General features: G+C 45.2%; 22 protein-coding genes and 1 tRNA gene. 11 read left to right on the forward strand and 12 right to left on the reverse strand.

Going from position 1 to position 22,114, the window contains the following annotated elements; all coding sequences use genetic code 11:
* Positions 1 to 90 precede the first annotated feature (90 nt).
* Both B2337_RS00035 and B2337_RS00040 read right to left on the reverse strand, forming a co-directional pair.
* On the reverse strand, positions 91 to 2,265 hold the full coding sequence (locus B2337_RS00035; protein WP_292360756.1) for a glutamine synthetase III: 2,175 nt from the start codon (positions 2,263 to 2,265) through the stop codon (positions 91 to 93).
* A 129-nt stretch (positions 2,266 to 2,394) separates the two neighbouring features.
* A complete protein-coding gene (locus B2337_RS00040; RefSeq protein WP_292414848.1) occupies positions 2,395 to 2,820 on the reverse strand; it encodes a hypothetical protein in 426 nt (141 codons plus the stop codon).
* Positions 2,821 to 2,969: 149 nt separating this feature from the next.
* Here B2337_RS00040 and B2337_RS00045 point away from each other — a divergent pair, with 149 nt between their 5' ends.
* Both B2337_RS00045 and pqqA (B2337_RS00050) read left to right on the forward strand, forming a co-directional pair.
* The gene (locus tag B2337_RS00045) at positions 2,970 to 4,046 is read left to right on the forward strand and encodes an NAD(P)-dependent alcohol dehydrogenase (RefSeq protein ID WP_292360754.1); all 1,077 of its coding nucleotides are present in this window, start codon (positions 2,970 to 2,972) and stop codon (positions 4,044 to 4,046) included.
* Positions 4,047 to 4,168: 122 nt separating this feature from the next.
* A complete protein-coding gene (gene pqqA, locus B2337_RS00050) occupies positions 4,169 to 4,240 on the forward strand; it encodes a pyrroloquinoline quinone precursor peptide PqqA (RefSeq protein ID WP_081443609.1) in 72 nt (23 codons plus the stop codon).
* Positions 4,241 to 4,465: 225 nt separating this feature from the next.
* Here pqqA (B2337_RS00050) and B2337_RS00055 read toward each other — a convergent pair whose 3' ends face one another.
* Together B2337_RS00055 and B2337_RS00060 are read right to left on the reverse strand one after the other, a co-directional pair.
* On the reverse strand, positions 4,466 to 4,672 hold the full coding sequence (locus B2337_RS00055) for a hypothetical protein (RefSeq protein WP_292360752.1): 207 nt from the start codon (positions 4,670 to 4,672) through the stop codon (positions 4,466 to 4,468).
* 255 nt (positions 4,673 to 4,927) lie between these two features.
* Complete coding sequence (locus B2337_RS00060; protein ID WP_292414850.1) at positions 4,928 to 5,620, reverse strand: plastocyanin/azurin family copper-binding protein; 693 nt, start codon at positions 5,618 to 5,620, stop codon at positions 4,928 to 4,930.
* A 214-nt stretch (positions 5,621 to 5,834) separates the two neighbouring features.
* Between B2337_RS00060 and pqqA (B2337_RS00065) the strand changes: the two genes are divergently transcribed.
* The 5 genes from pqqA (B2337_RS00065) to B2337_RS00085 all read left to right on the forward strand — a co-directional run bounded on the left by pqqA (B2337_RS00065) (position 5,835) and on the right by B2337_RS00085 (position 10,116).
* Positions 5,835 to 5,906 (forward strand): pyrroloquinoline quinone precursor peptide PqqA, encoded by a 72-nt coding sequence (gene pqqA, locus B2337_RS00065; RefSeq protein WP_081443609.1) that lies wholly within the window; start codon positions 5,835 to 5,837, stop codon positions 5,904 to 5,906.
* 192 nt (positions 5,907 to 6,098) lie between these two features.
* The gene (locus B2337_RS00070) at positions 6,099 to 7,211 is read left to right on the forward strand and encodes a Fic family protein (protein ID WP_292414852.1); all 1,113 of its coding nucleotides are present in this window, start codon (positions 6,099 to 6,101) and stop codon (positions 7,209 to 7,211) included.
* A gap of 215 nt (positions 7,212 to 7,426) precedes the next feature.
* Entirely contained in the window at positions 7,427 to 8,374 is a 948-nt protein-coding gene (locus tag B2337_RS00075) for a thymidylate synthase (RefSeq protein WP_292414854.1), read from the forward strand.
* A 19-nt stretch (positions 8,375 to 8,393) separates the two neighbouring features.
* Positions 8,394 to 9,239, forward strand: a complete 846-nt coding sequence (locus B2337_RS00080) for a hypothetical protein (RefSeq protein ID WP_292414856.1) — start codon at positions 8,394 to 8,396, stop codon at positions 9,237 to 9,239.
* Positions 9,193 to 10,116 (forward strand): hypothetical protein, encoded by a 924-nt coding sequence (locus B2337_RS00085; protein WP_292414858.1) that lies wholly within the window; start codon positions 9,193 to 9,195, stop codon positions 10,114 to 10,116. Before B2337_RS00080 ends, B2337_RS00085 begins: the two co-directional genes overlap by 47 nt.
* Positions 10,117 to 10,124: 8 nt before the next feature.
* On the opposite strand, the gene B2337_RS00090 is transcribed toward B2337_RS00085, so the two are convergent.
* The 6 genes from B2337_RS00090 to B2337_RS00115 all read right to left on the reverse strand — a co-directional run bounded on the left by B2337_RS00090 (position 10,125) and on the right by B2337_RS00115 (position 15,744).
* Entirely contained in the window at positions 10,125 to 11,219 is a 1,095-nt protein-coding gene (locus tag B2337_RS00090) for an ImmA/IrrE family metallo-endopeptidase (protein ID WP_292414860.1), read from the reverse strand.
* The gene (locus tag B2337_RS00095; RefSeq protein WP_292414862.1) at positions 11,209 to 11,562 is read right to left on the reverse strand and encodes a hypothetical protein; all 354 of its coding nucleotides are present in this window, start codon (positions 11,560 to 11,562) and stop codon (positions 11,209 to 11,211) included. Before B2337_RS00095 ends, B2337_RS00090 begins: the two co-directional genes overlap by 11 nt.
* A gap of 172 nt (positions 11,563 to 11,734) precedes the next feature.
* Positions 11,735 to 11,821: transfer RNA gene (locus B2337_RS00100), tRNA-Leu, on the reverse strand.
* Between the two features lie 52 nt (positions 11,822 to 11,873).
* The gene (locus B2337_RS00105; protein ID WP_292414864.1) at positions 11,874 to 13,607 is read right to left on the reverse strand and encodes a chloride channel protein; all 1,734 of its coding nucleotides are present in this window, start codon (positions 13,605 to 13,607) and stop codon (positions 11,874 to 11,876) included.
* A gap of 5 nt (positions 13,608 to 13,612) precedes the next feature.
* Positions 13,613 to 14,986 carry an oxygen-independent coproporphyrinogen III oxidase gene (gene hemN, locus B2337_RS00110; RefSeq protein ID WP_292360714.1) on the reverse strand — a complete coding sequence of 458 codons (1,374 nt, stop codon included), beginning with the start codon at positions 14,984 to 14,986 and terminating at the stop codon, positions 13,613 to 13,615.
* 86 nt (positions 14,987 to 15,072) lie between these two features.
* Complete coding sequence (locus B2337_RS00115; protein WP_292360704.1) at positions 15,073 to 15,744, reverse strand: TIGR00730 family Rossman fold protein; 672 nt, start codon at positions 15,742 to 15,744, stop codon at positions 15,073 to 15,075.
* A gap of 259 nt (positions 15,745 to 16,003) precedes the next feature.
* On the opposite strand from B2337_RS00115, the gene purD reads away from it, so the two are divergent.
* From purD to hemF, 4 genes are read left to right on the forward strand one after another with little or no spacing between them, the layout of a single operon-like run.
* Positions 16,004 to 17,296 carry a phosphoribosylamine--glycine ligase gene (purD, locus tag B2337_RS00120; RefSeq protein ID WP_292414866.1) on the forward strand — a complete coding sequence of 431 codons (1,293 nt, stop codon included), beginning with the start codon at positions 16,004 to 16,006 and terminating at the stop codon, positions 17,294 to 17,296.
* A 28-nt stretch (positions 17,297 to 17,324) separates the two neighbouring features.
* Positions 17,325 to 18,197 carry a phosphoribulokinase gene (locus B2337_RS00125; protein WP_292360698.1) on the forward strand — a complete coding sequence of 291 codons (873 nt, stop codon included), beginning with the start codon at positions 17,325 to 17,327 and terminating at the stop codon, positions 18,195 to 18,197.
* Between the two features lie 33 nt (positions 18,198 to 18,230).
* Positions 18,231 to 18,785 carry an L-threonylcarbamoyladenylate synthase gene (locus B2337_RS00130; protein ID WP_292360694.1) on the forward strand — a complete coding sequence of 185 codons (555 nt, stop codon included), beginning with the start codon at positions 18,231 to 18,233 and terminating at the stop codon, positions 18,783 to 18,785.
* Entirely contained in the window at positions 18,782 to 19,705 is a 924-nt protein-coding gene (gene hemF, locus B2337_RS00135) for an oxygen-dependent coproporphyrinogen oxidase (RefSeq protein ID WP_292360692.1), read from the forward strand. The genes B2337_RS00130 and hemF overlap by 4 nt, the downstream gene beginning before the upstream one ends.
* 3 nt (positions 19,706 to 19,708) lie before the next feature.
* Here the strand turns inward: hemF and prfA are convergent, their stop codons facing one another.
* Together prfA and hemA are read right to left on the reverse strand one after the other, a co-directional pair.
* On the reverse strand, positions 19,709 to 20,797 hold the full coding sequence (prfA, locus tag B2337_RS00140; RefSeq protein ID WP_292360690.1) for a peptide chain release factor 1: 1,089 nt from the start codon (positions 20,795 to 20,797) through the stop codon (positions 19,709 to 19,711).
* A 3-nt stretch (positions 20,798 to 20,800) separates the two neighbouring features.
* Complete coding sequence (gene hemA, locus B2337_RS00145) at positions 20,801 to 22,060, reverse strand: glutamyl-tRNA reductase (RefSeq protein WP_292360689.1); 1,260 nt, start codon at positions 22,058 to 22,060, stop codon at positions 20,801 to 20,803.
* Between the last annotated feature and the right edge of the window lie 54 nt (positions 22,061 to 22,114).

The raw sequence follows: 22,114 nt of genomic DNA on the forward strand, positions 1-22,114 counted from the left end.
AACCTTATTTAGGACGGGTCAAACTATACAAAAAAAGGGCCAGAGAAAATTCTCTGGCCCTTTTTTGTTACGTGTGACTGAGGTGATGGTTTATTTAATAAACAACATTTCACGGTATTTCGGCAGAGGCCATAAATCATCAGCAACTTCCGCTTCCAAAGCATCAACGTGAGCGCGTACTTTCAACATTAAGCCACGAATATCATGGGCGCAGAAATTCATGTGCGCTTCAATCGACTCAAAGTCATGTTGTTTAATAGCGCTGGAAAGTTCGGCAACTGCTGCGATCATGGCATTGGTTTCATTGGCAATCGATAGGGCAATGGCGTTATCCATTTCAATACCCAGATCGGCCATGCCACTGTTAGCCATTGATAGCTCAGCCAGATATTGCGTAGCGGCCGGGTAAATCATGGTTTTAGCCATTTCGACCACCAGTTTGGCTTCAACTTCGATCGATAAAATATATTGTTCGGCATACACTTCATAGCGGCTTTCAAGTTCAGCGGCAGAAAATACTCCTGTTGATGAAAACAGCTGACGAATTGAGTCATCACGCAGGTATGGAAGTGCATCAGCGGTGGTTGGCAGGTTTTTCAGACCACATTCTTCAACCGCTTTTTTATGCCATTCTGCCGAATAACCATCGCCACCGAATACGACATTGCCATGTTCTTCCATCAGCGTTTTTAATACGGCCAAAACAGCAGTGGTACGGGAATCGGTTTTTGCCAGTTCAGCTTCCAGTTTTCCAGCTACCCACTCTAACGAGTCCGCCAGAATGGTGTTCATTGCGACTAATGGGCCAGATACGGATTGTGATGAACCCACGGCACGGAATTCAAAGCGGTTACCGGTAAAGGCAAACGGAGATGTCCGGTTACGGTCACCCGGATCCCGTTCAAATTTGAGGATTTGTGACAGACCCAGATCCATTTCACCACCTTGTTTCGAGGTGGCGATTTTGCCGTCTTTAATGTCCTGGAACACTTTTTCCAGCTGGTCACCCAGGTAAACAGACAAAATAGCTGGCGGTGCTTCATTGGCACCTAAACGGTGGTCATTTGATGCGGATGCAATAACCGCTCTCAGCAATGGCCCAAATTTATGTACACCACGAATCACCGCACCACAGAACAACAGGAAGTTGAGGTTATCGTGTGGTGTGCTGCCGGGATCCAGTAAGTTACCTTGTGTGGCATTCCCGACAGACCAGTTGACGTGTTTGCCGGAACCGTTGACGCCAGCGAATGGTTTTTCATGCAACAGGCACATAAAACCGTGTTTTTTTGCTGTGCTTTTCATCAACGTCATCATCAATTGCTGGTGGTCGGCAGCGATGTTGGCAGACTCGTAATACGGGGCAATTTCAAACTGGCCCGGAGCCACTTCGTTATGATGCGTTTTGGCAGGGATACCCAGACGATACAGCTGGTCTTCAAAATCCTGCATGAAGATTTGTACTCGCTCTGGAATCGCACCAAAGTAATGATCATCAAATTGCTGACCTTTTGCTGGTGAAGCACCAAATAAGGTACGACCCGCTAACAATAAATCAGGGCGGGCATTAGCGAAATTGATATCGACCAAGAAGTATTCCTGTTCGGCACCACAGCTTGAACTTAAGGTAGCGACGTCGGTTTCGCCCATTAACTTCAGTACTTTCTGAGCGGCTTTATCCAAGGCGGCATTTGAGCGTAGTAACGGAATCTTCTTATCCAGCGCTTCACCGGTCCATGACATAAACACGCTTGGAATCATCAGCGTTGAACCATTTTCGGTATGCATGATGAACGCCGGGCTGGTTGGATCCCATGCGGTATAACCGCGTGCGGCATTGGTCATGCGCAGGCTACCGTTCGGGAATGATGAGCCGTCCGGTTCACCTTTAATCAATAAGCTGCCTGAGAATTCGGTAATCGCGTTCCCTTCAGAATTGGTCACAATAAAACCGTCATGTTTTTCAGCGGTGATATTGGTCATGGGATAGAAAATATGAGAAAAGAACTTCACGCCTTTGGATAAAGCCCAGTTCTTCATTGCTGCAGCGACAACATCGGCGACTGCCGGTGAGAGTGGTGCACCTGTTTGCACGGTTTGTTTAACCGCTTTAAATGCCGATTTATTCAATGCCTGTTCCATAGTGGCCAGGTTGAATACATCTGTTGCCCAAATCTTATCTAACGATTCAGGGGTTTTTACAGCGATCTTTTCGCGGTTGGTGATTTGTGAAATTGCTGCTAGGCGCGACTCATTTCCACTCATTTCAATATCCTTTATGCGGTGATTGTTAATTCATGTTTAAGTTTGTAAGAAGCTTAATTTCGTAAAGATTGATCATGAGTAGAGCGACGAAACAGAACACGATCATTAAGTTCTTTTGTCCAACCACAGTCATAAGCAATAAGCTGTCCAATTATCATAGAAAATGCAAAATTCAGCAAAACAAGCACAGACCTGTGTTACTGAGTTTATAAAGGGCTGACGGTGTGGTGGAGTCATGCTGGCTGCGAGCGAAGAAGGTGCATGACGCACCAAAATGACGCATACAAATACAGCCAGATGCTCCAATAACTGACGCTGTTTCGCGGCGTATTTACATAGGCCGGTTTTTCCAGCCTGGTAAACGGACCTTAAGTATGAAGCAAACGCAATTTTTGAGCATTTGAACAGGGATATTTCAAATATCGGAAATAATTCACGGTTTTTCCAGTGAATAAGGCGGATAAGTAGACATAACAGAAAATTCTTCTGGTCGTTGACGTTGTCTCTCTCGTTGTCTTTTGTCAGGCTTTTGCCTGACATCTTTTTATCTGCCACTGAAAATTTCACCACAGAGCCTGATTTACTGAGTGGCAAGTGTTGCCGGAAATGATCTGGGTCAATGACACACACTGCTAAAAGATCTAGGCTGCTTCTATTGCTCTCTTTACAAGAGAGCCTGATAGGCATTTACGAGGAGTAGTGTTATGGCAAACATGATGAAAGCAGCTATTTTTATTGAGCCTGGCCGGATCGAGATTGACGATAAACCTATCCCGGAGATTGGCGACAATGATGCCCTTGTCAAAATCACCACGACAACTATCTGTGGCACGGATGTGCATATTCTGAAAGGCGAGTATCCCGTTGAAAAAGGTCTGACGATTGGTCATGAACCGGTCGGTATTATTGAAAAGCTGGGCAAAAATGTTCACGGCTACCATGAAGGACAGCGGGTAATAGCCGGTGCAATCTGTCCCAGTTATACATCCTATGCCTGTCAGGATGGTTGCTCGGCACAGGATGGTGGAACACACTCTCATGGCTACAAGCCCATGGGCGGCTGGCGGTTTGGTAATACGATTGATGGAGCACAGGCCGAATACCTTCTGGTCCCCGATGCCCAGGCAAATTTATCCCCCGTCCCAGATAATTTAACCGATGAACAGGTGCTGATGTGTCCGGATATTATGTCGACCGGATTTGCCGGTGCGGAATCTGGCAATATTAAAATTGGCGATATTGTGGCGGTATTTGCTCAAGGCCCGATTGGATTATGTGCCACAGCAGGTGCCCGATTAAAAGGTGCCAGTTTTATCATTGCGGTGGATGGGGTGGATGAACGTCTGGCTATCTCAAAACAAATGGGCGCAGATGTCACACTGGATTACCGAAAAGATGATGTGGTTGCCGAAATACTCAAACTCACGGGCGGACGGGGTGTCGATGTGTCGATTGAAGCCCTCGGACAACAGAGCACTTTTGAAGCCGCGCTGCGCGTCTTGAAACCCGGTGGCACATTATCGAGTCTTGGCGTGTATTCATCGGATTTGACGATTCCGTTAGGCGCATTTGCTGCAGGACTAGGCGACCATAAAATCATCACTTCCTTATGCCCCGGCGGTAAGGAACGCATGCGACGTCTGATGGATGTTATTTCCCACGGCAGACTGGATTTAAGTCCCATGGTGACGCACCGGTACAAACTGGAAAACATCACCGAGGCCTATGATTTGTTTTCGCATCAGCGAGACGGGGTATTAAAAGTGGCTATTGAAGCCTGAATAGACTCTGCACATAAAGCAAAATCCTGAGCCGGGACAAGCAAATCCCCTTATGGCAATTTTGTGTGTCGGCGTAATATGAGAACCGTAAGACAAACAAAACAACCAACGAGGTGATTATCATGTGGACTAAACCAGAATATTCAGACATGCGTTTCGGTTTCGAAGTAACGATGTACATCTGCAATCGTTAAGATTTGAAACAACGCAAAACAAGAAGCCTCCGAAAGGGGGCTTTTTTGTGGGTGAGTTTTCCGTATTCAAGCAGGCAATCGCATTTTAAATCTCAAATTTCAGACATAAAAAAAGCACTCATAAATACGTGCCAGTTTTATTCAGTATCGTGGCCATAATCTAACGGGTATGGCCGAAAAAAAGATGTGTTTTAAGTGTTTTTAAGCATAATGTATGTTTCAGTTTTACTTTTGAATATTCTGAAAAGCTTTTGCAAGCAGTAAGGGGGCAGACTTTCCAGACAATTTCCTTGGTTTTCTTCCAAATCGACGGCTCATTTCTAACTCATGTTGTTCTTGCGCATCTAATTCATTGATCAGTCGATCCAATTCAGCCTGACTATGGATTATGGCGTGCTCTGATACGCTACTTCTTCGGGGTTTAACAGTCATTTTAACGATTCCATTACAGGTAAATAACTTCAGAGTACGATCTATTAAAAAAGTTCAACTTTATCCGATAGATAGTGAGTCTATTGTTTGCCAGGGTTTTCGACTTGATCAACAGATATAAAAAAGACACTTAAAATAAGTGCCTTTTTTTATGGAACTGGGAGGAATCTTCGTTAAGAACCGTGGATTTAACGCTAATCATTATTTGCTCAATGGCGTTCTCCAGTGTTTTGGTCAAGCCATCTGATCGTGGAATTACATGCTTTCTGCTTCAGATATAGCCTTTCTGACCAAACGCCCAGCGCCGCCAGTCACATCGGCATTTTTAATCTGTTCGAGATTCACTGGGTCACCTACGATGATCACACCGCCCATACCTGTACCAATATGTGGTGTGCATTTGTAAACGTAAATACCTTCCTCGGTGAAAGTCCGTTGGTAATTTTCACTCATCGGTGAGTTCCATTTCTCGGCACCTTCGGGAATCAAGCCATCAATGGATTCTGAGTTATGTGTACTCATATTGCGCCAGGACACAGAGTCACCAGGATTAATTTTGACGACCAGCGGATTAAATACCATGCCTTGTGCCGTCACGAAGTGGGTTTCTGCCCCTTCGCTTTTTGGCTCCTCGGCTTGAGCGGTTGTATCATCTGGTGTTCCAGTGAGGTTATTTTCTTCAGTCACCACGGTGGTATCAGTCTGATCAAGTTCAGCGGCAGGTTCGTTTTCAATCACCACTCCAGTTTCCGGTTCGCTCGGAGTGGTATCTTCAATAGCTTCTATGTTGCTCTGATTTTCGGAGCTCATTTCCGTTTCAGGGGTTGGAATGGTGTCAGAATTGTCATCGCTACCACAGGCCGTAAACAACGTAGCGGCTGCGAACGTCATAGTCAGTGCAAGGGTGATTCTTTTCGTCTGTGTTAACGTCGAAGTTGCCTTAAACATGTTTTGTACTCTCCTGATAAAAAATCCTCGTTCCAGATTAGGACACTGACAAACTTTGTCCGTTCGAAATAACGCTAAACCTCTAATTTGAATTCCCCTTTAAAGACTTAAAGCAAAATCCTGAGTCCGGACAAGCAAATCCCCTTATGGCATTTTTAAAAGTCAGCGTAATATCTGAATCGTAAGTTAACGAAATAACCGGGAGGTGATTAACATGTGGACTAAACCAGAATATTCAGACATGCGTTTCGGTTTCGAAGTAACGATGTACATCTGCAATCGTTAAGATTTGAAACCACGCAAAACAAGAAGCCCCCGAAAGGGGGCTTTTTTTGTGGTTGGTATTTTTTGATTTTTAAACTAATCGAATATCGCTTGCGGTGAATAATTAACTTAATCACCGCACAATATGCTGTAAATTAAATTGTTTTTGCGGTAAATAACGCTTACTATCACTGCATAATTTGCGGTGATTAATATGTGGATATATCAAGATAACAACTGGCCTCATTTTTCATGGAATGCAGACAAACTCGCTACTAAGCTTGCCGATATTAGGCACCAGCAGGGGCGATTACTTGGCAGGATGGAAGGACTTGGTTTTGATCTTAGAAGAGAGGCGAGTCTTAGAACATTAACTAATGATGTGGTGAAATCCTCAGCTATTGAAGGCCATGATCTGAACCCTAATGAAGTGCGTTCATCCATTGCCCGACGGCTGGGAATGGATATAGCTGGTTTGATTCCTGCCAGCCGTGATGTGGAATGTATCGTGGAAATGATGCTCGATGCCACGCAGAATTTTTCTAAGCCTTTAACAATAGAACGTTTGTTTGATTGGCATGCCGCTCTTTTCCCTACAGGGCGAAGTGGTATGCACCGTATCACAGTGGGTGATTGGCGATTAGTCGAGAATGATCCCATGCAAGTCGTTTCCGGTTCGATGGGAAAGGAAAAAGTACATTTTGAAGCGCCAAGTGCTGACAAAGTGGAAACAGAAATGACGACTTTCATTGAATGGTTTGAAAACAAAACGGATATTGACCCGGTCATCAGAGCAGGCATCGCCCACCTATGGTTTGTCACCGTGCATCCTTTTGAAGATGGTAATGGCCGGATAGCCCGGGCGATTGCAGATATGGCCCTGGCAAGAGCAGACGGTATCCCTGAGCGCTTTTACAGTCTTTCCAATCAAATTGAGACCGAACGAAAACAATACTACGCACACCTTGAAAAACAACAGCGTGGATCGCCAGACATTACAGAATGGCTAAGCTGGTTTTTAGATTGTGTGGGCCATGCCATTGCAAATGCAGATAAAACACTAAGCAAGGTGTTATTCAAAGCACGGCTATGGGAAAAAATTAACCAAAATCCAGTCCATGAACGGCAACGCAATATCATCAATCTTATGCTGGATGATGACTTTGAAGGCCATATGAATACCTCCAAATATGCCAAGCTGGCTAAATGCTCTACTGACACAGCTCTACGTGATATTCAGGATTTGGTGACAAGAGGAATATTTGTACTAAATTCTGGCGGTGGCCGAAGTACTAGCTATCGATTAACAGATCAGGTCGAAGAGTGATTTGAAGATTAAAAAATCCGAACCTTGATTAATTTGGTTAGAACTTGGAATCGAAAACGCTTTTTGTGTTAAAAGATGTAACTAACCATAAGCGGTCAAAGATAGGAACAGGGGTAAGTCGATACATCGCAAGTTTAAACAATAAGCAGTTAATCAAATGATTATTCAGCGGTATGAAGAAATTATAGTTCTGTGCAAGCACAAGGAAGAGAACATTGGAAATTCGCGCCTCAACATTGGATGACTTACTCTATGATGTTTATGAAAAGCTATTGAATGATGGAGAGGAGGTAATCGCAACAAAAGGAACAAACTTCGAAATTGACTCAGTTCTACTTCATCTAGATAACCCCCTAGCCAGAATTAGTAGAACAGAGACTAGAAGCCTAATATTCAGTTGTCTAGGTGAGTTAATCTGGTATTTGTCAGGTTCTAATGATTTATCTCAAATCGAGTTTTACATCCCCAATTACGGTGCGCATGCCTCAGATGATGGTAAGACAGTTCATGGTGCTTATGGTCCAAGGTTACTAAACTCTTTTGGTGTAAATCAGATCAATAACATTATAAGCCTCTTGACAAAAAAACCCTCGTCTAGAAGAGCTGTAATTCAACTATTCCAAGCCAGTGATTTGCAGAGCGAACATAAAGATATTCCCTGCACATGTAGTCTTCAATTCTTAGTTAGGCACGAACAGCTAAATCTGATTACATTCATGCGATCAAATGATGCCTACATGGGATTACCTCATGACATATTCTCCTTCACAATGTTACAAGAAATCATCGCTCGTACATTGGGGCTTAAGCTAGGCTCATATACACACTTTGTTGGAAGTCTTCACCTATATGCAGATAAAGTTGAAAGCGCTAAGCACTTTCTAAGTGAGGGCCTCCAGTCTACACAAAGAATAATGCCAGAAATGCCTGCTGAGCCATGGCCGTCTATTGAGCTATTGATTAATCTTGAGAGGTCATACCGAGAAGGCGAATCAGTCGACGATAGAATAGAGGAACTGGCTCATTATTGGCGCGATTTATCGTACCTGCTCAAGGCTCATGCATGCAAAGACTCAGTGGAAGAGCTCGATAAACTCTATAATCTTTTTACTGATGACGTATTCAAACTTTACATATATAAAAAGATTCAAGCACTAACGTAATTTTTAACACCATATTAAAATGAAATCAGAAGTAATTAAGTTAACTACCCAGCTCACGGATCTCACAAAGAATAACATGGGAGTAATAGAGTGGGCTTCACCAATACCTGTGTTTGGTGATATCGAAATATCAAAAGTAGCTACCCTGGGATTAAATCCTAGTAATCGTGAATTTATTGATGCATCAGGTGAAGAACTTACCGGTTCAAATAGACGTTTTCATACGCTCCAATCTTTGGGGGTCAGTGATTGGAGAAGTCTCACCAAGGAACATATTAGTCTGATTGAAGGTAGTTATAGAGACTACTTCAAAACTAACCCATACAATGGATGGTTTAAGAGGTTAGACGAGCTTTTAGTCGGGGTCGATGCTTCGTATTATGGAAATAAGTTATTTGATGCCTGCCATTTAGACCTAATTCCATTCGCAACTTACGAAAAGTGGACTCATCTCACATCCAAGCAAAAACGGGTTCTCTTAGAGAGTTCTAAAGCCCACCTTATTGAAACTCTCAAGAATACAAATATCGAGCTATTAATTCTTAATGGTCGAAGTGTAGTCAATGCGTTTCAAGTATTAACGGATGAAAAAATTTCATCTCGAGAAATGGCCAGTTGGTCACTTCCAAGAACCAAGGGCGGAAATATAAAAGGGTATGCTTATGAGGCAAAAGTCAGCAAAATTTCTGGACACAGGTTGAATAAAGAGGTCAATGTTATTGGCTTCAACCACAACATTCAGAGTAGCTTTGGAGTTACCAAGCAGGTAAAAAAAGCCATTAGGGATTGGATTTCAAGGTACAGACATGAGGTCAACAATGAATCACGCTCAGAAACTACAAAAACAAAAACAACTAAACTCTGAACTAGAGCAACTCAAGCAGACTTGTTTACTACCGGGATTAAATGATTGTGTAAGACAAAGTGTCTTTGTAAGACAACTTCTGGATAGCATCAGAAGAGTTAGTTTCGTATACACACTTCAAAATAGAAACATATCTCAAGAGTGCATTGATCCAGCCTCAGATGCTTTTGACCCCATAAAAGCATCAATCCTCCTACACCGAAATGGTGAAGTAGAGGAAGCCTTTTGGCTTGTTTTTTTGGCTACGTTCTGTGGTAAAAACCTAAAGAAAGGTTGGCTCATGCTTAAGCAGTTTTATTCAATGTTGAACTCTGGGCAGATATTGACTTGGGAGTATATATCAAACGATATGGCTCAGTTCCATGTTTGGTATGACCATAACCACACTGGCATTACGAGGGCGTTTGGTAATCATAGAAAATTTGAAACTTTAAAAGCTACCTCTCAGGAAGGTCCCAAAAGAGTTTTTGAATCTTACGTGAATTGGGTTGGCCCTAACTTGAGCCATCAGCAGATGATTTCAGATCGTATCAACGGCATCGCTGGACATAATCTTGGTGCTTTGTTTGATGATCTTTACAACAGCATGAACACAGTTGTCAGGTTTGGCAGGATTAGTCGTTTTGACTATCTAACGATGCTTGGAAAAGTCGGTTTAGTTAATATTGAACCACCTGAGACTTATCTCAGCAGCTCAACAGGTCCAATCAAAGGTGCCAGGTTAATGTTTGGGCATCAGAGTGCAGATGTTTATAAATCCAAGCTCGAACTATTTGAAAATGGTTTATCACTTGGACCCATGGCGATGCAAGTATTAGAAGATGCATTATGTAATTGGCAAAAAAGCCCCACAGAATATAAGTTATTTAGGGGGTAATGATTTGATTAAAGTGAAAAGACTTCTTGCTTGTTATATCTAGCTTTAAATTTGTTGAGCTGATTTCGATTAATATAATTATTATGTTGAAGCTGGCCAACTACAATCCCAGCCGAAATGTCTAGTTTTTTGGCAAACCTGGGGATTTGTCTCCATGTCTTAATGCTCAAACCTGAGAACTCTCTTCTGAACTCTACTGGTATCAAAACATTTTCGGCAAATACATTTGCTTCTTCTTCTTCTTTCTCTGTGATGAAATTGTCACCCTCAATAAACAGCTTGCCCTCGCCGTGCAAAACTAAATGCCCTATTTCGTGGAAAAGTGTAAACCAGAAATGGTCATCACTCAGGTAGCGAAAGCTAATTATCATTACAGGGTGGCCCTTGTTATTGAAGAATGTTGCTCCACTGGCACGGCATTTTTCTGGGGTGGGTAATAAAACAACGGCTACACCACAACTTTCAAAGATTTCTAATAGCTTAGGAAAAAACTCTTTTGGATCAGCTAGTCTCGAGAGTTTTTTGATCTCAGAAATACGGTTCTCAAGCTTTTCTCTATTCCAACGGGATAATTTTCTTTTAGAACTTAAAATTTCGCCCTGCCTCAACCAAGTAACTACCGACTCAGACGAAGAATCAAAGGACTTAGAAGTTCTAAAAGCAGTTCTCAATAACTTGTCATTGTATTTGGTGTACCATTCTTGTATTGAGCGGACTTCAAAAAAATTAAGACAAAGTTCTAATTTGTTTTGAAGTGTACGAGCCCTCTCAAGCCAACCAAATTTGACCATATCTCTGATAGGAAGTAAGTCTAACCATTGTTTTACTGCAAGGTCTGACTTGTAAAGACGTTCGAGATCGTCCCTGTAATCTTTTTCTCGATTTAGCCAAAATTCTGTTGAAGCCCCAAGGATTTCTGATAGTTTATTTGCTAGGTTAAGGTCAAGCTCAATATCCCCCCCAATTAACTTTTTTGCCTGGAGCATATTGATGCCCAAAGACTTTGAGAAGTCTGTCAGAGTGATATCTTTCGCTTCGAGGACTTGGACAATAGTTCTGCCAGGAGCAGAAGTCCAGTCTGGACTGAATGAGCTAAGTTCCATCTTTACATCCCTCGATTCTTATCAGTTTTAATCTAGTTATTCTGGCCCAGTCTATATTTCCGCTATCAGTAACTGGCTTTTTTCTTATGTGATTTGGCAGAAATATTAATTTAGAGGGACCGCCGATACATATAGTGACAACTTCGGCCTGAAGAGTATCGTCGAGTTCCACTTGTGGATCACCAAGTGATAATACAAATATATCATCAAGGCATGTAGCAGCAAAAATTTCTTTTAAGCGATTCCTCATATTCGAGGATGCTTCTTCGCCCAAAGCTTCTATGCCTTGCTGCAGAGACTCACATATTTCGCGCAGCCCCTTAGAATTGAATGCAATTTCCAACCAACAATCCCTGCTGATGTAGTTGTTTATAATACAAGTTAACACTTATGTATTATTTGTGTCACTGTGAATCGCCACTAAAAAACTAGACACCTTTCAGACAAAGTATTGCACTAAGCCATAAACAAAAAAGCCCCAACACTTTTCAGTAATGAGGCTTTGATATTTCTGATGGTGCCCGGGGCCGGAATCGAACCGGCACGACCGCAAAGTCGAGGGATTTTAAGTCCCTTGTGTCTACCAATTTCACCACCCGGGCAGCAAGCGGGACATTATAAACAAGATTGCACAATTGTTCACACCCAATTCACTTATTTTTTACTGGAAGAGGGTAATTGGTAATGGCTTTCGATCATTTCCCGGGTCAAAATCCCATAAATCCGGTCAATCATCGGGGTGCTCTGACGACTGACGTACAGCGCCTCGACTTCATATTTATTAAGCGCCTGATAGGCTTCATGCAGACTGGTATGCAGTGAGATTTTATGTACATTCCGTCTGGTGGCCGGGATTTGCATTAAATCAATTTCAGACTCACCTTCGTCTTGTTTAACACTTACCGCTCTGGCCAGGTCGCTGGCGGGCATCAGGGCAATCGGATTGCGTTCTTTGGTGATTAATATCCATTCCGGGTTGTTTTCGAGTGTGTGCAGAGCCAGATCACGATTGATTGTCTGATTCAACACGGCGATATTGCGTTGCATCGCGGCACCGACACTGATTTTGCGAAGCGTTTGTGAGATGGGGTCATTACGAAAATCCAAACCTTTTACTCGCATCAAGTTGACGAACATGGGTTCCTGTTTGAAATAATCGTGCGTAATCAGGCTGGAAAAGACGATAGCAAGCATACCGGGCAGAATGATTTCCGGGTTGCCGGTGAGTTCGAGCATGGCCATTAATGCGGCAAGCGGCGCTTTTAATGTGGCCGACATCATCGCGCACATGCCTAACACCGCATAAAAGGTCATTGATGACGCATAGTCGGGCAAGATGATTTGTCCGAAGTAACCTAATATTGCGCCGGCACAGGCGCCGACGACCATGGTCGGCCCAATGATTCCGGCCGGTATGCCTAAACCGACGGTGGCGGATGATAACAGCAGTTTCATCACCATGATGATGACCAGCGTGCCGATGGCAATATCATTGGCGGAAATACTGCCAATAATGCCGTAGCCCATTCCCATAACCTCTGGCACCATCATGCCGCACAAACCCATTAATACTCCGGCATAAACCGGACGAAGCCATAACGGGTGATTGGTGTAGAGATTGGTAAACAGCGTCAGTGTTTTTAATGCAATGGTGGCTAGGCCGCCGATAACGAGACCCAGAAAAACAATATAAGGCAGTTCCCACAGTGACTGCATCTGGGCACTGAGATTGATAAAAACAGTGTCATCGCCAAAGGTCAGTCGACACACTACCGCGCCAGTGACGGAAGCGAGGATGACCGGAATAAAACTGGCGATGTAATATTCCATCATGATGACTTCCATGGCGAAAATCACCCCAGCGATGGGGGTATTGAATGAGGCGGCGATGGCGGCGGCAGTACCGGATGCGACCAGAATCCGAACACTGTTATTAGGTAATTCCAGACCATTGGCTAATAAGCTGCCGCTGGCGGCACCAAGATGCACGCCGGGACCTTCACGACCGACGGAATGACCGGTAATAATGGCAATACTGGTGCCGAGAAACTGCCGAACCGCATTTTGCCAGGGCAGACGGCCTTCATAGGCCGAAAGGCGTTCGATCACATGCAGGATACCGGTGGTGCGTTGTTCCTGATTTAACCCAAGAAACAATAAACCGATAAGCAGGCCGCCGAGAATCGGCAGACCTAACAGGCCCCACCAGGGCAGGCTGGCAAAGCCTTCGACTTCGCCGGAGGGTAATAACAGCATTTGACCGTGTTCAATGGTAAGTCTGAGCAGGATGATGGCAAGGCTGGCTAATAATCCGGTGATAACGGCAAGCACATAAAGCTTTACGCCTAATCGACCAAATATGAAGTACTGTCGGATTTTTTCCAGCATCAGCCCTATATAACTTTGGAAAATCGCTGTTTTGCCTGTTGACTGTATTTATCAAACGCCATGCAGATATTACGGATTAACAAGCGCCCAGCGGGTAAGACCACTATGGATTTCCAGTTATACTGCAACAGGCCGTCTTCGGCAAATTGTTCGAGCTGAAGGTAGGCATCGGCAAAATAGTCTTTAAATTGAATGTCGTACTCTTGTTCAAGTTCCGCAATATTCAGTTCAAAATCACAGATTAAACGGGTAATGATGTTGCGGCGCAGTTTGTCATCCTCGCTGAGGCTGATGCCTCGCATTAAAGGCAGTTGGTTTTGTTTGAGCAGCGTATCGTATTCGAGCAGGGTCTTAACGTTTTGAGCATAGGCGTCACCAATATTGCCAATCGAAGTGATGCCAAAACCAATCAGGTCGCATTCGGCATGGGTGGCATAACCCTGAAAGTTTCGATGCAAACGATTCTGTTGCTGGGCCAGGCTCAGTTCATCATCCGGTTTGGCAAAATGATCCATGCCGATATATTGGTAGCCCGCATGGGTCAATTTCTCAATTGAAAGCTGCAATATGCTCAGTTTTTGCTCGGCGGTCGGTAAGTCTTCACTTTTAATCTGCCGCTGTGTTTTAAACAGTTTTGGCATATGGGCGTAATTAAATAATGAGATACGATCAGGATCGGCGGCAATGATTTTATCGAGTGTCGTATTAAAGCCTGACAGTGTTTGCAGCGGTAGCCCATAAATCAAATCAATGCTGATGGAGCGAAACTGATGCTGACGTGCTGCATCAATTACCGCCAGTGTTTCAGCTTCAGACTGAATCCGGTTAACGGCTTTTTGCACGGCTGGATCAAAATCCTGTACCCCCAGACTGATACGGTTAAAGCCTAATTTTTTTAACAGGGCAATAGTCTGACCATTGGCTTCGCGAGGATCAATTTCAATCGAGATATCAGCATCATCGGCAATATGAAAATGACGACGGGTTTCATCCATCAGCTCCTGCATTTGCTGTTCGCTGATAAATGTCGGTGTGCCACCGCCCCAGTGCAATTGTGTTACCGGTCTGTTGCTATCAATTAATTCGGCTTTGAGCGCGAGTTCTTTAGAGATGTTTTCAAGGTAGGGCGCGGCATGATCACGATTTTTGGTGATGATTTTGTTGCAGGCACAGTAAAAACAGACGGTATCGCAAAACGGCAGATGGAAATACAAAGACAGCGGTCCGCCACGCTGATTGGAGAGTTCAGCATGCTGCAGAAACTCCTTTGCCTTGAAGGTTTCATCAAATTCCAGCGCGGTCGGATAAGAGGTATATCTGGGGCCGGCTGTGTCGTATTTCTGAATAAGCTGGCGGTTCACGATCAGCTGATTTTGCATAACAAACGCCTTGTAACACGGTGGCAAATGATTATAACCAGCTGATTTTTATCCCGAATGGCTAATGCACGATTTCTTGATCCAGATCAGACAGAAAAACGCTGATCATCTTCCGGGTGGGCACCGAGATCGGCAAAATGTTTTTCAATAATGGGCAGCACTTCTTCGGGGGTATCCACCAGGTGGAAGATATTCAGATCTTCCTGTTGAATACAGCCGATACGCATTACTTCAGCCTGAAGCCAGTCAATCAGTCCTTTCCAGTATTCCGAACCATATAAAACGACAGGGAAATGACGAATTTTGCGGCTCTGGATCAGTGTTAACGCTTCAAAAAACTCATCCAGCGTACCGAAGCCACCCGGAAACACCACATAACCCATTGAGGATTTAACAAACATCAGTTTGCGGACAAAAAAGTAACGGAAACTCAGGCTAATATCCTGATTCGGATTAGGTTGCTGTTCCATCGGTAATTCAATATTGAGGCCAACCGAGTGGGCGCCCTGTTTAAATGCCCCGGCATTGGCGGCATGCATAATGCCTGGCCCACCACCGGTAATCACCGAAAATTTTGCTTGTGAAAGTGACTGAGCAACCTGTTTGGCCGCCTGATAATACGGTGAATCCTCTCGCAGGCAGGCACTGCCAAAAATGGATACGGCGGGGCCCAGTCCGTTAAGGGTTTCGATGCCATCAATTAATTCGGATTGAATACGAAAAACTCGCCAGGCTTCTGATGTTTTTAAATCTTCCACAATATTTTCCTGAGCTCTGTTTATCTCTCATCGCCACCACGGTTGGAGTCTGGATATCACAATAATCAAAAGCCGCCACAGTTACAATCTGTGCCCGGGTCTGCTGATCTTTCATCGGTGCTTCTGTTGTGACTCTGAAAGATCAACTGACCCTAATGCTGGCTGCGATCAAACGGGTATAGCCATCTATTAATATTTGGTTATACAGACATCTACGGTATCATTGGCCGTTTCTTTTAGCAGGTATGGCAACAACATAATGAAAGTTCTGGTCATTGGAAGTGGCGGTCGTGAGCATGCGCTGGCTTGGAAACTTAAACAATCACCGCGTTGCAGTGAAGTTTTTGTCGCGCCGGGCAATCCGGGAACCGCAAATGAAGAAGGTGTCAGCAATGTCGCCATTGCGGTAGATGATATTGATGCGCTGGTTACCTTTGCGCAGAAAAATGATATCGGCTTAACCGTTGTCGGCCCTGAGATCCCATTGGTTCAAGGCGTCGTTGATGCCTTTGAAAAAGCCGGTTTACGTTGTTTCGGTCCGAGTAAGGAAGCCGCCCAACTTGAAGCTTCTAAATCCTTCACTAAAGATTTTCTTGCCCGCCATCAAATCCCTACTGCCGCCTATCAGGTCTTTACTAATATCTCCAATGCGATTGAGTACATTCTGGAACGTGGTGCGCCCATCGTTGTAAAAGCAGATGGTCTGGCGGCCGGTAAAGGCGTTATCGTGGCGCAGACCGTTGAAGAAGCGATTGCGGCGGTTGAAGACATGCTATCGGGTAATGCCTTTGGTGAAGCGGGCCACCGTGTGGTCATCGAAGAATTTATGACCGGTGAAGAAGCCAGCTTTATTGTTATGGTGGATGGTGAGCATATTCTGCCTTTGGCAACGTCTCAGGATCATAAAGCCCGCGATAACGGTGATAAAGGGCCGAATACTGGTGGCATGGGTGCGTATTCTCCAGCGCCTGTCGTCACTGATACGGTATTTGATCGGGTGATGCGTGAAGTGATCGAACCTACTGTAAAAGGTATGGCGGCAGATGGCCGTCCATACACCGGTTTTTTATATGCCGGTCTGATGATCGATGAAATGGGCGCACCACGAGTGGTGGAATATAACTGCCGGTTTGGTGACCCGGAAACCCAGCCAATCCTGATGCGTCTGCTGTCTGATTTAGTCGAATTGTGTGAAGCCGCTTTGGATAAACGTCTGGATGAGGTCACTGCTGAATGGGATCCACGTGCTGCCGTAGGGGTGGTGATGGCCGCTGGTGGTTATCCTGACAGCTATAAAAAAGGCGATGTGATTAGCGGACTGGATGTTGTGGATACCGCAGATACCCGCGTATTCCATGCCGGAACGGCTTTTGATCAGGACAATGTCGTTACCGCGGGTGGCCGCGTGTTATGTGTGACGGCTCTTGGTCACGGTGTTGCCGCTGCTCAGCAACAGGCTTATGCTGGGGTGGCAAAAATTCATTGGCAGGATGCCTACTACCGGACCGATATTGCTTACCGTGCAGTTGCCCGCGAAAAACACCAGAACTGATAGCTTACGACTTTAAGGAGAAGGCGGAATGTCTGTGTCCCATCCGATCATTGCGGTAACTGGTTCATCTGGTGCTGGAACATCAACGGTAAAACAGGCATTTGAGGATGTTTTTCGTCGTACTAACGTTAAACCGGTTGTCGTTGAAGGTGACAGTTTTCATCGATACAACCGTGAAGAGATGCGAGCTGCTGTGGCCAGGGCTGAAGCAGAAGGACGTGCACTGACGCATTTTGGACCGGAAGCCAATCATCTCGATAGACTGGAAAGATTATTTCAGACCTATTCAGAAACAGGTCGTGGCGAAAAACGCTATTACATTCATGATGAATCTGAAGCGGTTAAATTCAATCAACCGCCGGGTACGTTTACCGAATGGGAAGAGCTGGATACTGACAGCGATTTATTGTTTTATGAAGGATTGCATGGCGGCATCGTCACAGATGAAGTCAATATCGCCCAGCACACCGACTTATTGATTGGTGTGGTGCCGGTTATCAATATCGAGTGGATTCAGAAGATCAAACGTGATTGTGCCAACCGTGGCTATTCGCAGGATGCCGTGGTCGACATTATCCTTAAGCGTATGCCGGATTATATTCACCATATTACACCGCAGTTTTCACGTACCCACATTAACTTTCAGCGGGTGCCGTTGATTGATACCTCCAACCCATTTGTGATGCGCGAAATACCTACAGCAGATGAAAGTCTGTGTGTGATTCGCTTTAAGGATCCAAAGATGGCTGATTTTCCCTATTACCTGTCGATGCTGAAAGATTCGTTTATGTCACGGCCAAATAACATGGTGGTTCCTGGAGTAAAAATGGGTCTGGCCATGGAAATAATTCTGATGCCATTTATTGAAGAAATGATGCATAAAAAACGCCAACGTGGTTAATTAGGTATCGAAAAGAAGCGAAATGAGTCGAATATGAGTTTTTCAGATTGGCAGTTACGACAAGCATGCCATGCTTTACAGGAGGATGGTGTCATTGCCTATCCGACTGAAGCGATATTTGGTGTTGGCTGTGACCCGTGGAGTGAAACAGCCATTATCAAATTGCTGGCGCTGAAACGCCGACCATTGGAAAAGGGGCTAATTCTGATCGCAGCTGATTTCAATCAATTGCAGGATTTCATTCAACCTTTATCCGCCGAACTTCTGGCGAAGGTAAACCAAACCTGGCCTGGCCCGACGACCTGGTTACTGCCTGTTCGTGAGTCGATTTCCCCTTTATTAACCGGTGGTCGTCAGACATTGGCGGTCCGAGTCACGGCACATCCTTTAGCGGCAGAGTTATCACGTCGATTTGGCGGGCCTCTGGTTTCAAGCAGCGCAAATATTACCGGTCTGCGCCCCGCCAGAAATGTGCATCAGGTGCATTGGCAGTTACCTGAGCTGGATTATGTGCTGCCCGGTGCATTGGGCGGTGCCACTAAGCCATCAACCATTCGTGATGCATTAACTGACGAGGTGCTGCGATGAGTGCACCTGATATAAATGCGGTACGTGAGTATTTACTCTCACTGCAAGATACTATCTGTAATGAAGTTGAAATTACCGATGGCAAAGAGAAATTTGCCGAAGATGCCTGGCAGCGTCCGGCTGGCGGTGGGGGCCGGACCCGCGTCTTAAACAACGGTGCTGTATTCGAACAGGCCGGGGTCAATTTTTCTGAAGTCAGTGGTGATAATTTACCGCCCTCAGCAACAGCCAGCCGTCCTGAATTAGCCGGACGCAGCTTTCAGGCGATGGGCGTTTCACTGGTGATCCATCCGCATAATCCTTATGTACCCACCTCACATGCCAATGTGCGTTTTTTTGTGGCTGAGAAAGCGGGTGAAGAACCTATCTGGTGGTTTGGTGGCGGTTATGATCTGACACCGTATTACACCTTTGATGAAGACGTAATTCACTGGCATCAAACCGCTAAAAGCGCTTGTGATCCTTTTGGTGACAGTGTTTATGAAGCGTACAAAAAATGGTGCGATGACTATTTCTTTATCAAGCATCGCAACGAGCCGCGAGGCGTTGGCGGTTTATTTTTTGATGATTTGAATGAGCCGAATTTTAGCCACTGTTTTGCTTTGTTGCGCAATGTTGGCGACAGTTACACCGCAGCCTATTTACCGATTGTCGAACGTCGTAAGGATATGCCTTATACCGAAGCGCAGCGTGATTTTCAGTTATATCGTCGTGGTCGCTACGTAGAGTTTAATCTGGTGTATGACCGCGGAACACTTTTTGGCTTGCAATCCGGCGGTCGCACCGAGTCGATTCTGATGTCACTGCCACCCCTAGTGAAATGGCGCTATAACTGGCAACCTGAACCGGGTTCTGCTGAAGCCCGGCTATATGATCATTATCTGCAGCCTCAGGATTGGCTGACGTTAAAAGCGAAATAGGGCTTAGGAGTCTTTCGAGAGTAACGCCAACTGATCGGCCTGATATTCGCTGATTAATGGATCAATTACCTGATCCAGCTGACCCGACATGACTTCATCCAGTTTATACAGCGTCAGATTGATCCGATGATCGGTAATACGCCCCTGAGGGTAGTTATAGGTACGGATGCGTTCACTGCGATCGCCACTGCCCACTAATAACCGCCGGGTTTCCGCCTGCTCTGATGCTTGTTTTTCTTCCTTGGCAGCCATGATGCGCGACTGTAAAACCGACATCGCTTTGGCGCGGTTTTTATGTTGTGAACGTTCTTCCTGGCACTCAACAATAATGCCTGTTGGAATATGGGTAATACGTACGGCTGAATCAGTGGTGTTAACGTGCTGACCACCGGCACCGGAGGAACGGAACGTATCCATTTTGATATCAGCAGGGTTGATTTCAATCTGATCGATTTCATCGGCTTCCGGCAAAATAGCTACTGTGCAGGCTGAGGTATGAATACGGCCCTGCGATTCGGTTTCCGGAACCCGTTGCACACGATGCGCGCCGGATTCAAACTTCAGCCGTGAATAGGCTCCCTCGCCGACAATACGGGCGATAATTTCTTTATATCCGCCATGTTCACCTTCCTGAGCGTTGAGTATTTCGACCTGCCAGCGGCGGGACTCTGCGTAGCGGGTGTACATACGGAACAAATCACCGGAAAAAATGGCGGCTTCATCACCGCCGGTGCCAGCACGAACCTCGAGAAAGATATTACGTTGATCATTGGGATCTTTAGGTAACAGCAGTTTTTGCAAGTCAATCGCCAGCTGTTCCTGTTTTTCCTCAGCGATGGCTAACTCTTCTCTGGCCATTTCACGCAGCTCAGGATCTTTTTCCTGCAGCATTGTCTGAGCATCTTTCAAATCACTTAATGTCTGCAAATACATGCCAAAGTGTTTTACAACAGGCTCTAGCTGCGCATATTCCTGCGATAAGGTGCGAAATTTATTCTGATTGGCCATGGTTTCCGGATCGGAAAGCAGGCCACTGATCTCTTCATGGCGATCAACTAAGGCTTCAAGTTTATGCCTGATGGAATCTTTCACAGATCAATCCTTAATATTAAATAAACGACGGGCAGCATCAATCATGGGATTATTTTCATCTGATTCAAATGCCGATTGTCGCAGTTGTCTACTGGGTTCGTGTAATAGTTTGTTGGTTAATGTGCGGGCCAGTTCGGTCATGACTATTTCGGCACTCATGCCCTGTTCCAGCTGGCGTAACGCTTTATCAACAGCCTGGGTGCTCAGCATTTGTCCCTGATCACGTATCGCTCTGATCACCGGAACAGCATCCTGACTCCGCATCCAGCCGGCAAAATGATCGGCCTGAGTATCAATAATTTCCTCAGCCTGCTTGGCGGCGTCACGGCGGGACTGTAAATTCTCTTCAATAATGTCGTGCAGATCATCAACGGTATAAAGATAGATATCTTCCAGCTGGCCGACTTCGGCTTCAATATCACGGGGCACGGCAATATCCACCATAAAAATGGGCCGCCGTTTGCGTTGTTTCAACGCGCTTTCGACAGTCCCTTTTCCTAAAATAGGTAATTGACTGGCGGTCGAGCTGATCACGATATCGGCTTCAGCAAGGTGGGCCGGGATTTCACTTAAACTGATGGCGTAGCCATTCACCGACGTTGCCAGCATATGTGCTCTTTCAACGGTACGGTTAGCGATAATCAAACGTTTAATGCCATTATCAAATAAGTGACGTGCCACCAGTTCAATGGTTTCTCCGGCACCGATTAATAACGCGGTTGATTCCGCCAGATTACTGAAAATCTGCTTTGCCAGACTGACAGCAGCGAAGGCGACTGAAACCGGACTGTTACCAATGGCGGTATCCGTGCGTACTTGTTTGGCAACGGCAAAGGCATGCTGGAACAGACGACCTAATGATTTTCCCAGCGCTTTTGCATTCAGGGCCTGAGTGTAAGCTGTTTTTAGCTGACCGAGAATCTGCGGCTCACCTAACACTAACGAATCCAGACCACTGGCGACACGAAATAAATGCCTGACTGCATCCGCACCTTCATAGTGATAAAGGTAGGACTGTAACGCAGTGGCATCCTGTTGCTGAAAGTTATGCAACCATAACAGGACGCTATTGTCATAATCCTCGTCCAGGTGACAGTATATTTCGGTGCGATTGCAGGTTGATACAATGACTGCTTCAATGACGCTGTCATTTAACATCAGTGACGCTAAAGCCAAAGGTAATTTATCAGCATCAAAGCTAAGCTTCTCGCGCACAGCAACCGGAGCGGTTGTGTGATTAATGCCGTAAGTGACAAGATGCATAATTAAGGAGTCGTGTTGTATGCTGTTAAACTTTACAGCCTTCAGCTAAGTTGT

Source organism: Methylophaga sp. UBA3192 (assembly GCA_002363955.1).
Classification (GTDB): domain Bacteria; phylum Pseudomonadota; class Gammaproteobacteria; order Nitrosococcales; family Methylophagaceae; genus Methylophaga.

Excerpts from the sequence above, each read along its gene's own strand:
- B2337_RS00035 (WP_292360756.1), bottom strand. The coding sequence starts at position 2,265 with ATGAGTGGAAATGAGTCGCGCCTAGCAGCAATTTCACAAATCACCAAC.
- B2337_RS00045 (WP_292360754.1), top strand. The coding sequence starts at position 2,970 with ATGGCAAACATGATGAAAGCAGCTATTTTTATTGAGCCTGGCCGGATC.
- B2337_RS00055 (WP_292360752.1), bottom strand. The coding sequence starts at position 4,672 with ATGACTGTTAAACCCCGAAGAAGTAGCGTATCAGAGCACGCCATAATC.
- B2337_RS00060 (WP_292414850.1), bottom strand. The coding sequence starts at position 5,620 with ATGTTTAAGGCAACTTCGACGTTAACACAGACGAAAAGAATCACCCTT.
- B2337_RS00070 (WP_292414852.1), top strand. The coding sequence starts at position 6,099 with ATGTGGATATATCAAGATAACAACTGGCCTCATTTTTCATGGAATGCA.
- B2337_RS00080 (WP_292414856.1), top strand. The coding sequence starts at position 8,394 with ATGAAATCAGAAGTAATTAAGTTAACTACCCAGCTCACGGATCTCACA.
- B2337_RS00085 (WP_292414858.1), top strand. The coding sequence starts at position 9,193 with ATGAATCACGCTCAGAAACTACAAAAACAAAAACAACTAAACTCTGAA.
- B2337_RS00090 (WP_292414860.1), bottom strand. The coding sequence starts at position 11,219 with ATGGAACTTAGCTCATTCAGTCCAGACTGGACTTCTGCTCCTGGCAGA.
- B2337_RS00105 (WP_292414864.1), bottom strand. The coding sequence starts at position 13,607 with ATGCTGGAAAAAATCCGACAGTACTTCATATTTGGTCGATTAGGCGTA.
- hemN (WP_292360714.1), bottom strand. The coding sequence starts at position 14,986 with ATGCAAAATCAGCTGATCGTGAACCGCCAGCTTATTCAGAAATACGAC.
- purD (WP_292414866.1), top strand. The coding sequence starts at position 16,004 with ATGAAAGTTCTGGTCATTGGAAGTGGCGGTCGTGAGCATGCGCTGGCT.
- B2337_RS00125 (WP_292360698.1), top strand. The coding sequence starts at position 17,325 with ATGTCTGTGTCCCATCCGATCATTGCGGTAACTGGTTCATCTGGTGCT.
- B2337_RS00130 (WP_292360694.1), top strand. The coding sequence starts at position 18,231 with ATGAGTTTTTCAGATTGGCAGTTACGACAAGCATGCCATGCTTTACAG.
- hemF (WP_292360692.1), top strand. The coding sequence starts at position 18,782 with ATGAGTGCACCTGATATAAATGCGGTACGTGAGTATTTACTCTCACTG.
- hemA (WP_292360689.1), bottom strand. The coding sequence starts at position 22,060 with ATGCATCTTGTCACTTACGGCATTAATCACACAACCGCTCCGGTTGCT.